18 protein-coding genes are annotated in these 16,056 nt (G+C 37.2%); 12 read left to right on the forward strand and 6 right to left on the reverse strand.

The genetic code is table 11. The features are described 5' to 3' along the window. Window positions 1-305 precede the first annotated feature (305 nt). Window positions 306-1,733, forward strand: a complete 1,428-nt coding sequence (gene dnaA / locus WH223_RS09270; RefSeq protein WP_340047312.1) for a chromosomal replication initiator protein DnaA — start codon at window positions 306-308, stop codon at window positions 1,731-1,733. Between the two features lie 167 nt (window positions 1,734-1,900). Here the strand turns inward: dnaA and WH223_RS09275 are convergent, their stop codons facing one another. From WH223_RS09275 to WH223_RS09300, 6 genes are all read right to left on the reverse strand, one after another. After that, complete coding sequence (locus WH223_RS09275) at window positions 1,901-2,269, reverse strand: hypothetical protein (RefSeq protein ID WP_340047313.1); 369 nt, start codon at window positions 2,267-2,269, stop codon at window positions 1,901-1,903. Between the two features lie 388 nt (window positions 2,270-2,657). Further along, window positions 2,658-3,029, reverse strand: coding sequence for a hypothetical protein (locus WH223_RS09280; protein ID WP_340047315.1), 372 nt, complete (start codon window positions 3,027-3,029; stop codon window positions 2,658-2,660). Between the two features lie 105 nt (window positions 3,030-3,134). Beyond that, window positions 3,135-4,166: a tetraacyldisaccharide 4'-kinase gene (gene lpxK / locus WH223_RS09285; RefSeq protein WP_340047317.1), complete on the reverse strand. Its 1,032-nt coding sequence runs from the start codon at window positions 4,164-4,166 to the stop codon at window positions 3,135-3,137. A gap of 1 nt (window position 4,167) precedes the next feature. Further along, complete coding sequence (locus WH223_RS09290) at window positions 4,168-4,632, reverse strand: gliding motility lipoprotein GldH (protein WP_340047319.1); 465 nt, start codon at window positions 4,630-4,632, stop codon at window positions 4,168-4,170. 124 nt (window positions 4,633-4,756) lie between these two features. Then, on the reverse strand, window positions 4,757-6,118 hold the full coding sequence (locus tag WH223_RS09295; RefSeq protein ID WP_340047320.1) for a PSP1 domain-containing protein: 1,362 nt from the start codon (window positions 6,116-6,118) through the stop codon (window positions 4,757-4,759). 10 nt (window positions 6,119-6,128) lie between these two features. After that, window positions 6,129-7,271, reverse strand: coding sequence for a DNA polymerase III subunit (locus WH223_RS09300; protein ID WP_340047322.1), 1,143 nt, complete (start codon window positions 7,269-7,271; stop codon window positions 6,129-6,131). A 216-nt stretch (window positions 7,272-7,487) separates the two neighbouring features. On the opposite strand from WH223_RS09300, the gene dnaN reads away from it, so the two are divergent. The 11 genes from dnaN to WH223_RS09355 all read left to right on the forward strand — a co-directional run bounded on the left by dnaN (window position 7,488) and on the right by WH223_RS09355 (window position 15,843). Continuing rightward, window positions 7,488-8,609 carry a DNA polymerase III subunit beta gene (gene dnaN / locus WH223_RS09305; RefSeq protein ID WP_340047323.1) on the forward strand — a complete coding sequence of 374 codons (1,122 nt, stop codon included), beginning with the start codon at window positions 7,488-7,490 and terminating at the stop codon, window positions 8,607-8,609. 11 nt (window positions 8,610-8,620) lie between these two features. Next, window positions 8,621-9,274 (forward strand): DedA family protein, encoded by a 654-nt coding sequence (locus WH223_RS09310; protein ID WP_340047324.1) that lies wholly within the window; start codon window positions 8,621-8,623, stop codon window positions 9,272-9,274. A 74-nt stretch (window positions 9,275-9,348) separates the two neighbouring features. After that, on the forward strand, window positions 9,349-9,987 hold the full coding sequence (locus WH223_RS09315) for a DedA family protein (protein WP_340047326.1): 639 nt from the start codon (window positions 9,349-9,351) through the stop codon (window positions 9,985-9,987). A gap of 59 nt (window positions 9,988-10,046) precedes the next feature. Beyond that, window positions 10,047-10,592, forward strand: a complete 546-nt coding sequence (locus WH223_RS09320; RefSeq protein WP_340047327.1) for a DUF1697 domain-containing protein — start codon at window positions 10,047-10,049, stop codon at window positions 10,590-10,592. After that, entirely contained in the window at window positions 10,593-11,186 is a 594-nt protein-coding gene (locus WH223_RS09325; RefSeq protein ID WP_340047328.1) for a CAP domain-containing protein, read from the forward strand. Window positions 11,187-11,245: 59 nt separating this feature from the next. Further along, window positions 11,246-12,121: a YicC/YloC family endoribonuclease gene (locus tag WH223_RS09330; protein WP_340047329.1), complete on the forward strand. Its 876-nt coding sequence runs from the start codon at window positions 11,246-11,248 to the stop codon at window positions 12,119-12,121. A gap of 3 nt (window positions 12,122-12,124) precedes the next feature. After that, window positions 12,125-12,694 (forward strand): guanylate kinase, encoded by a 570-nt coding sequence (gene gmk / locus WH223_RS09335; RefSeq protein WP_340047330.1) that lies wholly within the window; start codon window positions 12,125-12,127, stop codon window positions 12,692-12,694. Further along, on the forward strand, window positions 12,694-13,272 hold the full coding sequence (nadD, locus tag WH223_RS09340) for a nicotinate (nicotinamide) nucleotide adenylyltransferase (RefSeq protein WP_340047331.1): 579 nt from the start codon (window positions 12,694-12,696) through the stop codon (window positions 13,270-13,272). The genes gmk and nadD overlap by 1 nt, the downstream gene beginning before the upstream one ends. A 151-nt stretch (window positions 13,273-13,423) precedes the next feature. Further along, window positions 13,424-14,482 (forward strand): aminotransferase class I/II-fold pyridoxal phosphate-dependent enzyme, encoded by a 1,059-nt coding sequence (locus WH223_RS09345; RefSeq protein WP_340047332.1) that lies wholly within the window; start codon window positions 13,424-13,426, stop codon window positions 14,480-14,482. A gap of 226 nt (window positions 14,483-14,708) precedes the next feature. Continuing rightward, window positions 14,709-14,993, forward strand: a complete 285-nt coding sequence (locus WH223_RS09350) for an HU family DNA-binding protein (protein WP_085473406.1) — start codon at window positions 14,709-14,711, stop codon at window positions 14,991-14,993. 13 nt (window positions 14,994-15,006) lie between these two features. Beyond that, a complete protein-coding gene (locus WH223_RS09355; protein WP_340047333.1) occupies window positions 15,007-15,843 on the forward strand; it encodes a tetratricopeptide repeat protein in 837 nt (278 codons plus the stop codon). Window positions 15,844-16,056: the final 213 nt, after the last annotated feature.

The raw sequence follows: 16,056 nt of genomic DNA on the forward strand, positions 1-16,056 counted from the left end.
TACTTAACTTTAAATGCAGGCAATAAAGAATAGTTTTCCACAGCGTTTTATGAAAATCACAAAAAAGGGGGAAATTGAGGGTCTTATTGCCTACGTTAAGAAGACTGTTGAAAAAAACGCAACCTAACCATTTTAAAGCAAAAATTACCTTAAAAACATAGTTAAGTTTCTGATATTCAGTTTGGTTTGATTTTTTTGTTATTTTAGTTTTTTAACTCATTTTTTTTTGTCATCTTCGTCTTAAGAGAAAGTTTTAAACAATTTTCTTGTCGATTATTGGTTTTCAAGTTATTAACAATTTAGGAATGGAAAAAACGTGTACAAGTGTTTGGAATAGCTGTCTTCAGATTATCAAAGACAACATCCCAGCACAAAGTTTCAAGACCTGGTTTGAGCCGGTGAAAGCGGTAGGGTTAAATGGAAACGTTTTAACTATTCAAGTACCATCTGTGTTTTTCTACGAGTGGCTAGAAGAACATTATGTTGGCATTTTACGTAAGACGATAAAGAAATTTTTAGGTGAGCAGGGACGTCTAGAGTATAATATCATTGTAGATAAATCATCGGCGAATACGCCTTATACAACGAACATTCCATCAAACGGAAATGGAGCGGAAGGAAAGAAACAATCTATCCCTGTTCCGGTAGCGTTGAATAAGAATATTAAAAACCCATTCGTTATTCCGGGTTTGAAGAAATTGCAAGTAGACCCGCAATTAAATCATCATTATACATTCGAGAACTTTATCGAAGGTGAATGTAATCGTTTGGCGCGATCAGCAGGTTATGCTGTGGCTAATAAGCCTGGTGGAACCTCTTTCAACCCATTAATGATTTATGGTGATGTAGGTTTAGGAAAAACACACCTTGCTCAAGCTATTGGTAATGAAATCAAGAAAAATCTTTCAGACAAGTTGGTTATCTACGTGTCTTGTGAGAAGTTCTGCCAGCAGTTTGTAGACTCTTTGAAGAATAATACAATTAATGACTTTGTGAATTTCTACCAAGCAATGGATGTTATCATCATGGATGACGTTCACAACTTTGCAGGTAAGGAAAAAACACAGGATATTTTCTTCCATATTTTTAATCATTTACACCAATCAGGAAAGCAGATTATCCTTACATCAGATAAAGCACCAAAAGACTTGTCTGGTTTAGAAGAACGCTTATTAAGTCGTTTCAAATGGGGATTATCAGCTGATATTCAAATTCCTGATTTGGAGACTAGAATGGCTATCTTGAAAAAGAAAATGTATTCTGATGGTATTGAGTTGCCAGAGAATGTAGTAGAATATGTAGCTACACAAATTGATAATAGTGTACGTGAATTAGAGGGAGCTATGGTTTCTCTATTAGCACAATCTACTTTAAATAAGAAAGATATCGATTTGAACTTAGCAAAATCTATGTTGAAGAACTTTGTTAAGAACACACATAAAGAGATTTCTATGGAGTACATCCAGAAATTGGTATGTGAGTATTTCGAGGTTCCAGTAGAAATGGTTAAGTCTAAAGTACGTAAGCGTGAAATTGTACAGGCGCGTCAGATATCTATGTACTTAGCTAAGAATCATACAAAATCGTCGCTTAAATCTATCGGTAGTTTCTTCGGTGGACGTGACCACTCTACGGTAATTTATGCTTGTCAAACCGTAGAAGATTTGATTGAAACGGATAAGAAATTTAAAACTTACGTTCAGGATATTCAGAAAAAATTGAAAACATCTTAAGAAAGGAAATCTTTCTTGCTTTAAATATGAATGTTGAAAGAGCGAAGACACCTAGTCTTCGCTCTTTTTATGTATAGAAATCAAGCATTAAAAAAGGCTGAAACCATGGTTTCAGCCTTTTATCTTGAAAAATGTACCTGATCAAGAATTTTAGATATGTTTATGGGTTATTCTGCGCTTTCAGGTTTTGCTGGAGCTTCTTCTTGCGGACGCTCAGCTACAATTTTCGCGTAGACTTCTTTCTGCTCGTCTGTCAACTTCTCACTTACTTGTTGATCCGTATTGGCTTGTACTTTAGTCAATGATTCAACTAATATTTCTGGTGATAAAGTTTCGTCAGCGCGTAATGCAGCTTTACTAACTTCGCCTTGTAATACAAAATCATAAACAGATTGTTGTTGTTCATCTGTTAAGGTAAGTTTCTCCGTTAATACTACGGTTTCTTGTTTTGCTTTTTCCTCAGGTTTTACTTGTTGTGCAAATGACATTGTTACGGCTACTAATAGACTGATCCCTGTTAAAATTAACTTTTTCATGCTTTTAAATTTTAATTGTTAAACCTTTTGTAATTTTTTTATTACAACTATAACTCTCTTTTGGGATGGTTTATTGTATCAGTTATGTTACAATTAACCTTTCTTAACACTTTGATTTCCTTGATATCAAAAGTTGAAAAAGCATTTTAAGGATAAAATCTGTGTTTAAATATGTTTAAAACCATATTTAACCTATTGTGTTAGTATAGTATTTATTTTTATGTGTTTTTATACAATATCTGATATAACACACTAACGATATATAGTAAAGGTGCTTCATAAAGTACCAAATACTAAAAAAGAAGCGGAGTCTACCCATCTATAATGGTAGACTCCGCTTCTTTTACCCGCATGGGGTTTCTCTCTTCTTAAGTTGTAGCCTTAAAAACTAGTTTTTACGACCTTGAAAACCTCTTCCTTCTTGTTTAGCTTCTAGCGCTTCATATTTAGCTTTTTGCTCAGCTGTTAAGAATGATTTAATTTTTTCTTGTTTTTTGGTACGTTCATTTTGTAATTCCGCACGTACATCTTCTCTTTTATCTTTATTTTTTTCAAACTGTGCTTTTTGATGCTCTGTTTGTTTCAAGATATAATTATAGATAGAGTCTTGCTGTGTTTTGTTCAAGCCTAATTCTTTTGTAAGATGTTCAACTGTAGTTTTAGCACGTGTTGCAGGATCTACATTACCACCTCTTTGTTGTGCATAGCTCATGCTAATTCCTAGGCATAAGCAAATGGCTAAAATTTTTAAACTTTTCATGATCTTTATTTTTTTGTTACTCAAATGTAATCCCTTTTATTTAAGGAATTGTAAGTCAGTATCTTATTTAATAAAGTTTAACGTGTGTTTAAAGTAATTAACACTTTATGCGCGAGAAAAGGCTTCTTTGATAAGTTTCTCAAAGGTATCCCCTTCTTGATGAACAATTTCTTGTTGGATGGGAATATAGAAAATAGGTTGGCTAGCACAGAAATCAGCAGGTAAACGCTGGTAATCCTTCTCTGTTGTTAGTATGATTTTATTTGTAGCTTGAATAGATTGAAGCTTCTCTTGTATATGTTTAATATCAACAGCACTAAAATCGTGATGATCTGAATATACTAAAGGATATACATGTTCCGCTAAAGGGCGAATAAAGGCGTCTAAGGGTTTCGGATTGGCAATACCAGTCAATAGTAGAACAGACTTATTTGCGAGCTCCTCCGTCGTTAATGTAGCTCCCTGGCCATTAATAATCGTTTGGTAAGCAATGCGCGAAAAAAAGACAGTTGCTGCGCTATATTTTGCTAAGCGTGTTTTGATGTCTTCTTTGACTTGTTCTGGGATGTTACTTGGACATTTTGTAATAACAATGATTTGTGCTCTTTTACTTTCATGAAGAGAATCGCGAAAGTTGCCCGTAGGCAGGCTTAACATAGGCTGTAGCATCGATGCATAGTCAAACAGTAAGATCGAAAAGCTAGGCTTCAGCTGGCGGTGTTGATAGGCGTCATCAAGCAAAATAGCGTCATGCTGCGCTTGTAGTTTATCAATACCATAGCAACGGTTTTCTGAAACGGCTACCGTTGTATTTGGAAACTTGCGTTTGATTTGCAAAGGCTCGTCGCCTACTTCTGTCGCTAAGGAATTGGTTTCTACGTAACGGAAACCTTTGGTGCGACGTCCATATCCACGGCTTAATACAGCTACTTGAAAAGTGTCTTTTACAATGCGTAGTATATGTTCCGTCATCGGACTTTTGCCCGTTCCACCCACCGCTAAATTACCAATAACAACAACAGGCAATTGAAACGAACGACTCTTTAATAAGCTATGGTCATACAAACGGTTTCTAAGCCAAGTGATACAGGCATAGAGTAGGGAGATGGGAAGAAGAAGCCAACGAAGGATTCGCATTTTATTTTTTTACAAGCTTAATACCAATATCAGATATATATTTTAACGGTTCTTCACGCATATTTTGTTCTAGCGAGAAATGATAAACACCGGTATCTGGAAATGAAATATCCTTTTTGATAAGGAACTCATTACTGTATAAGTTACCTGCATTTTTACCAATCCAACGCCCATCAAGTTCAGCTAGCTTAACTTCATAACGAAATGCCGTATCCTGTAGCTGAGGGCCTTTCTGATGGAGTAAAAAGAACAAGTTGGCATATTTATACTCAGAAGTGTGACGAGGGTGTACATAGAGGTCATACTTGGCCGTATTATCGGTGATATGAATATCAAATGTAGGTTTATTAGCATAAGACCAAGATCTATTCTTTATAGGCTTATTTACTTCATAAAAGCTTTCTTGTTCGCATGCTGCGAGCAGAAGAAACAAAAAACAAGGAATCAAGTAGACTGTCTTTTTCATCTTATACGATTTCGTGTGATGCATATTGACCTTATTAAAGCGTAGCGTGCGAGCGTTAAGGCCTAATGCTCAACAGCAGCCTATAATCTTAATCATAGCCTGCTGTTGTTAATTACTTATTAAATTAGGAACCTTCTTTTTTATTGTTGTTATTGTTTGAAGATCTTCCTCTATTTCGATTGTTAAACCTTTTTTTCGGTTTATTATCGTTTTCTGTTTTTTCTACTTTCTCCGTTTTGTCTGATTCAGCTTTTGGAGTTGGTGCAGGAGCTTTAGCTTCTCTTTTTGGTTGTTGATCGGCTTTTTTATGCTCTGGAGCATTCTCTTTCTTAGGCTTTGTCTTCTTGCGTTTACGCTTCTTATTCTTATCGTCTAAGCGCGTTAAGGAGTCTTGACCTACCACATTTTCGTAATCATGTGATATTGGCTTTTGAACTTCTTCTACTTCAATAGTAGTGAATAATTCAGCTGGTTTCTTACCATTTCTATTCATATCCGCGTATTCGCGAACAGTAGTAACTTCTAATGGGATCCAATTTTCAGCACCAGGGTACGAGTACCACATAATCTTTTTAAAGATATCCGTTTTCTGTAGGTAAGCGACACCATTTTCTGTATCGATACGGTCTACATTGTTAGGAATATCTTTTAAAGCATCCATATAACTATCTAACTCGAAGTTCAAGCAGCATTTTAATTTACCACATTGACCAGCAAGCTTCAGTGTATTAAGGGATAGATTTTGGTAGCGTGCAGCAGATGTAGAAACCGTTTTGAAATCTGTCAACCAGGTTGAACAGCATAACTCACGACCACATGAACCGATACCACCCAAACGGCTAGCTTCTTGACGCATACCAATTTGGCGCATCTCAATACGAATCCGAAAAGATTCTGCCATACGTTTGATAAGCTCCCTAAAATCGACACGCCCTTCGGCAGTATAGAAAAAGGTAGCTTTAGTTTTATCACCTTGATAATCAACGTCCGATATTTTCATGGATAAACCTAACTCTAAAGCCAAGTTACGGGCCTTATGCATGGTTTCCCACTCCAAATCTTTCGCTGCGTTATATTTGGCAACATCAGCTTCTGTTACTTTACGGTAAATCTTCTTTACCACATTATCAGCGATTACATTATTTTTCTTCAGTTGTAAGCGCACCAATTCTCCGGTTAAGGAAACGTGGCCGATATCATAACCTCCTGTAGAAGGTTCAACGGCAATCATTTCACCCATTTCTAGGTAAAGGTTGTCCGTATTTACATAAAAATCTTTACGTGAGCCCTTAAAGCGGACTTCAACTATGTTAAAAGGTTTATAATTTGAGGGCAAATCCATATCGGACAGCCAATCGTATACATCTAATTTATTACATCCGCTGGTCATGCAAGAGCCATTACTTTGGCAACCTGCAGGGGTTGTTCCTACCGTAGTACTTTGACTACCACAACCACCTCCGGATGAGCAACTGCCACATCCCATATTGTTTGTTTTATATATATTGAGTCCCTTGCGGGATCGTTTTGTACTTAAAAATTAATACTAATTGCAAAGATAAATCTAAAAATAATATTTTAGGATTTGCATTGCGTTCTACTTTATAGTGTGTTTTCTCACACAGATCTATTGCTTTTTCCAGTTGTTCTTGCTGGTAATTTTCGCTAAATTTTTTCACGAAATCCAACTCCTGTCCTTGTAGAAGCACTAAACTGTGTAATCCTTGCTGCATAAGAATGATCTGACGCAACATATTTATGGCATAAATTAAAAAATTTTTCTGGTTTTCACGACCGAGTTTAGCAAAGTCTTCTTCACATAGTTGAATAAAGGATAAGCCTGTGTCGGTAACCACATAGCGAAGCCAGCTAATCAAAAGATTGAAATATGGACTAGAATCCTCGTCCAGCAGGCTTAAAGCGGTTTGGAGGTTCCCGTCAGCAATGAATGAAATCTCTTGTGCTCGGTTGGTTGCTAACCCTTTTTCTGTGGAAAGATAATTCGCTACCTCTTCATGATTAAGCTTTAATATCTTGACAAGTTGCGTTCGTGAAAGGATGGTATTTAATATTTTATCCTGATTCTCGGCAACGAGTAGGAATAAGGTTTTTGCTGGCGGCTCTTCGATAAGTTTTAATAACGCATTCCCTTGTACATCTAAATACTCGGGAAGCCACATGATTAAAACTTTATACTCCGCTTCGAATGCCTTTAAGCTTAGTTTTTTTATAATATCGTGTGCCTCGGCAATATTGATGTTGGCTTGCTTATTGCCTGCATCAAGCTGATTACGCCACGTCGTTAAACTAAGATAAGGGTTGCTGATGAATGCTTGACGCCATTCTTCCATATAAACGGTAGCGACGTCTTTCTCTCCACTCGCAAAGAAAGGGTAGGAAAAGTGAAGATCGGGATGTATAAGTTTTTGGTACTTTATGCAAGAACTACATTGACCACAGCTGTCATCAGCACCACGCGACTCGCAGTTAATAAATTGAGCATAGGCCACAGCTAAAGCTAAGCTTCCTGAGCCCTCAGGGCCAAGAAAAAGCTGCGCATGACTTACCCGGTTATCATGTACGGTTTGTATAAGATTAGCCTTGATCTGCTGGTGACCTATAATTTCTTTAAACTGCATAGTTAATTTTACAAAATTAGCTAAAATTAGCTTATATAGCGTGTAACAGTTCGTATTTAAGGAAAAATAGGTGATAATACTTCATGAAAAGTACCTTTTTATAGGGGATAAAGGAAATTATGAATTCGTAAAAACGAACAATAAAGGCCGTTAAAATCTATAAAATGTAGATTCTTTTCTGTAATATTGCATATAAAAATCTATAAAAATCAGGAAATGAGATTTATTGTATCCACGTCAATTTTATTAAAACAATTACAGTCTATTAGCGGTGCTTCCAGTAGCAGTACGGTGCTTCCAATCTTAGAGAACTTTTTGTTTGAAATCAAAGATAATTTGCTGACTATCTCAGCAACAGACTTACAAACCAGTATGGTTACTTCTTTGCAAATCGAAGCTAAAGAAGAAGGTCGTGTTGCGATGCCATCAAAAATTTTGATTGAAACCCTTAAAACATTACCAGATCAGCCCGTAGCTTTTTCTGTAGATACCAAAACTTTAGCTATTGAGATCAGTGCTGGTGATGGTAAATATAAATTGAGCGGAGAGAATGCGGACGATTTCCCGAAAATTCCAGTAGTAGATAATGTTTCTACAGTAAATATGGGAACGGCGATTCTTTCGGAAGCTATCAACAAAACAATCTTTGCCGTTAGTAGTGATGAGCTTCGTCCAGCGATGTCAGGTGTTTTAGTACAGTTGGCAGAACAGGCAGTAACTTTCGTAGCTACAGATGCGCACAAATTGGTACGCTACCGTCGTACCGATGTTGGTACAGACAAGCCTACTTCATTGATTTTACCTAAGAAGGCACTTACTTTATTGAAATCATCGTTGCCATCCGACGATAGCACCGTGTCTATTGAGTACAACAATACCAATGCTTTCTTCCGTTTTGGAAATATACACCTAATCTGTCGCTTAATTGATGAGCGTTACCCAGATTATGAAGCGGTAATTCCACAAGTAAATCCAAACAAACTAACGGTTGATCGTTTATTGTTCTTAAATACATTACGTCGTGTTGTTATTTTCGCAAACAAAACAACACACCAAGTACGTTTAAAAATATCAGGTAGTGAGTTACATATTTCTGCAGAAGATTTAGACTTCTCTAACGAAGCGCATGAGCGTTTAAGCTGCCAGTTTGAAGGTCAAGATATGGAAATAGGCTTCAATGCGAAGTTCTTAGTAGAGATGTTAAACAACTTAGATTCTGCAGAGGTCGTTATCGAGATGAGTACACCAAACAGAGCTGGTTTGTTGATTCCTGCTGTTAAGGATGAAAATGAAGATGTCTTGATGCTGGTAATGCCAGTTATGTTAAATAACGTTTAAGAGCAGACATTTTGGAGATTATAACAAGTATTATCGATTTTATACTGCATATCGATAAACATTTGGTGGAAATAGTGAATGACTACCAAACCTGGACTTATCTCATTTTGTTTCTCATTATTTTTGCGGAAACAGGTTTAGTGGTAACCCCATTTCTTCCTGGAGACTCTTTGTTGTTCGCAACAGGAGCTATCATCGCAAAGCCAGAGACCGATTTGAATATCTTTTTCATGTGGGGCTTGTTATTGGTAGCCGGCATTATTGGCGATATGGTGAACTACCATGTCGGGCAGTACATCGGTCCAAAAGCTTTTAATGGAAAATATAGATTTTTGAAAAAATCATACCTTGATAAAACGGAATCTTTCTATGCTAAATATGGTGGTAAGACCATTATTTATGCTCGCTTTGTTCCAATTGTGCGCACATTTGCCCCTTTTGTTGCTGGCGTAGGTTCCATGTCATATAAGAAATTTGCTTTCTATAATATTATAGGTGCAGTGCTATGGGTGACATCGTTTTTATTTATCGGATACTTCTTCGGCGGTCTTCCGATTATTAAAGACAACTTTACGATTGTCATTTTCGCCATCATTGGTTTATCCATGTTGCCACCGATTATAGAGGTGTTAAGAGAAAAATTTAAAAAAGAAATGGAAGCCTAGTGCTTCCTTTTCTTTTTTAACATAAAGCTTACTAGTTTAGCTAAAGGTTTTGGGTTCACTATTCTTTTGGTATTATGGAGCTGTTGACAACATTTTTTGATTTCTTATTGCATATTGATCGCTACCTTGTCGATTTGGTAGCCCAGTATCCGGTAGGCGTTTATGGAATATTATTTCTTATTATTTTCGCCGAAACAGGACTTGTTGTCTTTCCTTTTTTACCAGGTGATTCTATTCTTTTTGCCGCAGGTGCATTAGTCGCCAAACCCGATAGCCCTTTGCATCTTTGGTTGTTACTTCTTCTTTTAATGGTTGCCGCTATTTTTGGAGATTTCATTAATTACGCCATTGGTCAGTTTTTTGGATTGCGGTTGTTTCGTAAAGATTCACGCTTTTTTAAACCTCAAAGCTTAGCACGCACACAAGATTTTTATGCAAAATATGGTAATAAGACGATTGTCTATGCGCGCTTTGTTCCAATTGTGCGCACCTTTGCACCCTTTGTTGCAGGCATAGGAAAGATGCCTTATCGGCATTTTGTGCTGTACAACGCCCTGGGAGGCATACTCTGGGTGAGCCTATTTATCCTCGCGGGATACCTTTTTGGACAGATAAGCTGGATAAAGAACAACTTTTCCCTAGTTGTTCTTTGTATTGTGTTGGCTTCCGCTATTCCTCCGTTGCTAGCCTATTTTAATGAGAAAAAGAAATAGCTTTCCTATTTTTAGGAAATAATGGATTTTCATTTATTTCTATACTATTTAACACAACTATGCATACGTATATATCCTTACTTCGAGGAATTAATGTAAACGGACAAAAACTTATAAAGATGGATGCCTTGCGTGCATTGTATGAAAACTTAGGTTTTCAGAACGTTAAAAGCTATTTGCAAAGTGGGAATGTCATTTTCAATACAGATCAAGTTTCTTCAGAAGAGCTGACAGCTGCAATAAAATCCGCTATTCTGGCTACTTTTGGCTTTGAGGTTCCTGTTTTGATTTTGACTCCAGTGCAGTTACAAAAGGCCATAGATTCCAATCCTTTTGCCGACACGACAGCTTTTGAGACAGCAAGTATATATTTTACCTTTTTATTTTCTGCAGCTTCGCTGGATGACTTTGCCATCGTTGAGGCTAAAAAATCAGATACGGAACGGCTTTTGCTTACAGACCAACTAGTTTACCTTTATTGCCCTAATGGCTATGGAAAAACAAAGCTGTCGAACAATTTTATAGAAAGTAAATTGAAGCTATTGGCTACGACGCGAAATTGGAAGACGGTGAACGAATTACATGCTTTAGCTACAAAAAATTAGATGATGAGACGAATTTTAACGATATGCCTATTTTTTATTTACACCCTTTCTTCATTCGCGCAAGCGCAAAAAAAAGTTATTATAATCAATAAAGAAGAAGCGGAGGCTGCTTATAAATATTTGAATGAATTTCGGGCTAACCCCGCGAAGATGATGAAGGCTTTGAATATAAAATTCGATGCAAGCAAGGTTTCCAAGGTGCAGTTGACCTGGAATGAGGAGCTCGCACGAACGGCCGAAAAGAGAGCCTACGATATGGCTGAGCGTAACTATTTTGACCATGTCACGCCTGAAGGAAAAGGGCCTAATTATTTTATTAATGAAGGAGGCTATACGTTAAGACCCGATTGGTTAAAGAAAATAGAGACGAACAATTTTGAGTCTATAGGAGCTAACCATGCTACAGCAGTAGATGGTGTGAAAGCTTTTATTATTGGTGTAGGGTCGCCCGGCTTTATGCATCGTAAGCATGTCTTAGGAATGGACGATTGGAATGGTTCTCTCTATGATATCGGAATTGGCTTTGCGCAAGTCGAAAATGGAAGCCCTTATAAAACATATCTTTGTGTACTTATCGCTAAGCATGACTGGTAGTCTTTACTAAGTTTTTTTGAATTTTCACTTTTTAATTTTGAATTTTCCTACCTTTGCATATGATAAAATCAATGACAGGGTATGGTATTGGTTCTCAGGAAAATGGGAAAGTTAAATATACCGTTGAGTTAAAATCCCTTAATTCTAAGTTTCTAGAGCTAAATCTACGTTTACCAAAATCTGTTTCTGACAAAGAATTTGCGATACGTTCAGAGTCTAGTAAACTCATTGAGCGCGGAAAAGTCAATATGACGGTTTCTGTAGAATATGTTGACCAAACAGCTAAAGCATCAACTATCAATGCGGCATTGCTCCGCAAATATTACCAACAATTACAGGAAATAGCACTAGAGGTAGGCGATAAAGATGCTTCTTTATTTGCGTTGGCTTTGGGCATGCCTGAGGTTGTTACGTCTAAGGATGATACTTTGGATGAGGCTGAAGGTAAAGTGTTGATGGATGCTTTCTATGCAGCTATCGCTAAGTTTACACAGTTTAGAGCTGATGAAGGCGGTATTTTAAAGCAAGATTTAGAAGAACGTGTTCTTTTGATTTTAGAATACCTAGCGCAGGTAGAGGCAGGCGAAGGAAATCGTATACCGATGATTCGTGAGCGTTTAGCACATTACCTTGACGAGGCTGTGGGCAAAGAAAATGTCGATATGAACCGCTTTGAACAAGAGATTGTTTTTTATATCGATAAGTTAGACGTTACCGAAGAGAAAGTCCGCTTACGTAGCCACTGTAATTATTTTATCAAGGCTTTAAACGCGGCAGATTCAAATGGTAAGAAGCTAGGTTTTATTTCGCAAGAAATGGGTCGTGAGATCAATACCTTAGGGTCTAAAGCAAATGATGCGCAAATTCAGCAGATTGTTGTGCGTATGAAAGAAGAATTAGAAAAAATTAAAGAGCAATTGCTCAACGTATTATAAAGAATGAAAGGCAAATTAATTATATTTTCAGCACCTTCTGGAGCAGGAAAAACAACCATAGTAAAACGACTGTTGGCGAAACATTCCGATAAGATAGCCTTTTCGATATCGGCAAGTACACGCGAGCCTCGTGAAGGAGAAATAGATGGTAAAGACTATTACTTTATCTCTAATGACGACTTTTTACATAAAATCGCTAAACAAGAGTTTATTGAGTTTGAAGAAGTGTACTCGGGTACCTTTTACGGAACTTTACGTAAGGAAATTGAACGCATCTGGGAAGAAGGTAAATCTGTTATTTTCGATATCGATGTGGTTGGTGGCTTACGTTTGAAATCTAAATTCCCCGATGAAGCTTTAGCCATTTTCGTAAATCCGCCATCATTGACCGTATTGAAAGATCGCTTACGCGGAAGAGGAACAGATTCTGAAGAGAAATTGCAAGAGCGCTTCGCAAAAGCAGAACACGAGTTAAGCTTTGCTGATAAATTTGATGTTATTTTAAATAACTTTGAATTAGATACTGCTTGTGATGAAGCAGAATCTTTAGTGTTAGACTTTTTAAAGAAATAATGGCAAATAAGGTTGGTTTATTTTTTGGTTCTTTTAATCCTGTGCACGTTGGTCACCTGATTATTGCCAACTATATAGCCAACTATACGGACCTAGATGAAGTGTGGTTTGTGGTATCGCCACAAAACCCATTTAAAGAAAAAAAGAGTCTAGGGAATATGTATGATCGCTTCGAAATGGTAAATCTAGCCATCGAAGGTAGTGATTGCTTACATGCCTCCAATATAGAATTTTCGCTGCCACAGCCTTCTTATACCATAGACACGCTGATTCATCTGGCAGAACGCTACCCCAACAAAGAATTTGCTTTGGTAATGGGGGAAGATAACCTCGTAGGGATTTCTAAGTGGAAGAACTACGAGGTCATTTTACGCGATTACCATATTTATGTGTATCCACGTCCTGGCTATGATGCCGGCGATTGGAGAAACCATCCTTCGGTAACCTTGACCGAAACACCTTACATGGAGTTATCTTCTACATTTATACGTAAAGCCATAAAAGATAAAAAAGATATCCGCTTTTTAACCCCAGAAAAAGTGGTTAGTTTTATCGATAAAAAAGGTCTTTATAGTTAGTTTTCAGTTGTTTAGTTTTTCTTTATGAAGGTTAATGCTTATCTTAAGGCGATAGGTAGGAGGGACAGATATTTTTGTTCTTCTTCTTTCTGTTTAGGACGAAGAAATATGTATAAATTCAAGTAGCTTTGTGGCCTAAACCAGAATAAAGATGAATCCATTTCAGCATTTACAGCAGGCGACGGAGCGAAATGTGGTGGTCGAAGGCCAACAATACCTGTTCTTTGGTGGTACTGCTTATTTAAGTCTATCTACAAACCCCGACTACATATCCTTATATAAAGAAGGAATTGACCGCTATGGATTGAATAACGGAACTTCACGCAATAATAATGTGCAGTTGGGCATTTATGACGATGCTGAAAAGGAAATGGCACGTAGATTTGGTTTTGAGGAAGCAACTATTCTGTCTAGTGGTTATTTAGTGGCACAGCTTGCCGTGCGGGTATTAGAAGGCTTTGGAGCTGTGTTTTATGCCCCAGGAGCTCATCCGGCTTTATGGTTAGATAAAGGGCCGGAAATGAATCGTTCGTTTCAAGAATGGGCTGAGAATACCGTTAGAGCGATTAATGAAGCCGATGGTTCCTCTTTTGTTGTCGTTGCCAATACGCTCGACAACCTGAGCCCTGAGGTATATGACTTTTCTATATTTAAAAGTGTCGCATCAACGAAGAAGGTATATCTTTTACTGGATGACTCACACGGGATTGGTATAGCAGCCGTAAATCGAACATTTGTAGACCCTTCTCTATTTGCAGATAACCCACAAATAGAGTTTATGGTTGTAGCATCATTAGCAAAAGGAATGGGTACAGACGCGGGAATTTTGTTTTCATCCCATGAAATGGGGATTTCCTTCAAGCGGTCGACCTTTTTTACAGGAGCGTCGCCTTGTAGTCCTGCCGCTTTGTATGCTTTGCTAAAAGGTGATGAAATCTATAAAAAGCAGCACGCTCGCCTACAAAATAATATAGACTATTTGAAGAAAGCACTTCAAAAGGTAAATACAAAAATAAACGATGTACCTCATTTTCCTGTTTTCACCGTAGTGGATACAGGAGCTTTTCAGAAACTTAAAACCCGCGGAATACTGATTTCAAGCTTCCCTTATCCGCTAGAAACGGATGCTTTGAAGAATAGAATTGTGGTTTCTGCAGGACATACAGAAGACGACTTGGATTGCTTAATCGTAGCCTTGCAGGACGTGTAATAAACTGTTGAAAACGAGCATCGTAGTAGCCGTGAAAATAATAGATGTGACTTCTTTTTTTTGTGCTTTTTAGTTAATGCATTGATACAGAAAAGTTTTGCTTCAGTCATCTTTGCTAAAAAAACACAAATAAATTTTTAAACATCACAAAAAAAAGATACTTTTGCATCCCCAAACATCATATGCGTTAAGGGTTGAGAAATAAATAATTACAGTAAAAATAGATATGACTAAAGCAGAAATTATTGCGGAGATCTCTAACAAAACAGGATTAGAGAAGGTAGATGTTCAAGAAACAGTTGAGGCATTTTTCAAAGTTGTAAAAAATGCAATGATTAGTGGCGAAAATGTGTACGTTAGAGGTTTTGGTAGCTTCGTAGTGAAAAAAAGAGCAGAAAAAACAGCACGTAACATTTCAAAAAACACGGCAATCATTATCCCGGCACACTTTGTACCGAGCTTCAAACCAGCAAAAGTTTTTGTTGAAAAAGTAAAACAAGGGAACAAATAAAACGTAAAAAGCCATGCTAAACACCAAACAAATAGTAGTAGTAGCGATAGTTGTTGTTCTAATGGGAGCATTGTTAGCGCGCCCTATTAAAGGTTTGGTTACAGAAAATAAAGAGCGCGAGAGTGCAGCGGAAACGTCTGCCTCCTCGGCTTTTTCTTTGAAGAGCGTTTCTGATGTCAGCAAGCAAGGATTAAATGATGGCTTGGCAAAGGAAATTAGTGACCTAGAAGAAAAAATCGCTAACGCATCTGGAGAAGAGAAGCTTTCTTTATTGAAGCAATTGGCACAAAAATGGGATGATTTAGCAAAATATGCTCCTCAAGGATTTATTTATGAGGAAATGGCGAAAATTTCTCCTAAATTTGAATATTGGTTAAAATCTGGGGACGCTTTCCGTACAGCTTATACTAATTTGCAAGATACAGCGATGGCAACAGCGCTGAATAGATTGGCTATTCAATCTTACGAAAAAGCAGTTGAACTAGATGGAAATAACTTGGATGCAAAAACCGGATTAGGTGCAGCAATGGTTACAGGAACAAATAACCCGATGTCGGGTATTGCAATCCTGAGAGAAGTTGTCGCTAAAGACCCTAATAATATTCATGCAAACAAAACACTGGGTTTGTTTTCATTACAGTCACGTCAGTTTGATAAAGCAATTGAGCGTTTCAAAATTGTCGTTGCCTTGAAGCCTGATGCGGAATCGTATTTCTATTTGGCTACAGGCTATGAAAACATCGGATTGAAAAGCGAAGCTATCGCTGCTTTCCAGAAAAGTAAAGCTTTAGCAGCTGATCCAACCCTTTCGCAGTTCATTGATAGACGTATCGAAGAGCTCAGCAAGTAATTAACATATTATTTATAAATTAAAAACATTAAAGCTATGCCAAGCGGAAAAAAGAGAAAAAGACACAAAATGGCTACTCACAAACGTAAAAAACGTTTAAGAAAAAATAGACACAAGAAAAAATAAACTTGTTGGTCTTTAGGCTTTAGCCCAAAAAGACGCTATACAATCTATGTTTTTGCTTCGGTAAAAACATAGATTGTATTTTTTCAT

Origin of the sequence: Sphingobacterium sp. MYb382 (assembly GCF_037572665.1) — a bacterium.
Lineage (GTDB): Bacteria > Bacteroidota > Bacteroidia > Sphingobacteriales > Sphingobacteriaceae > Sphingobacterium.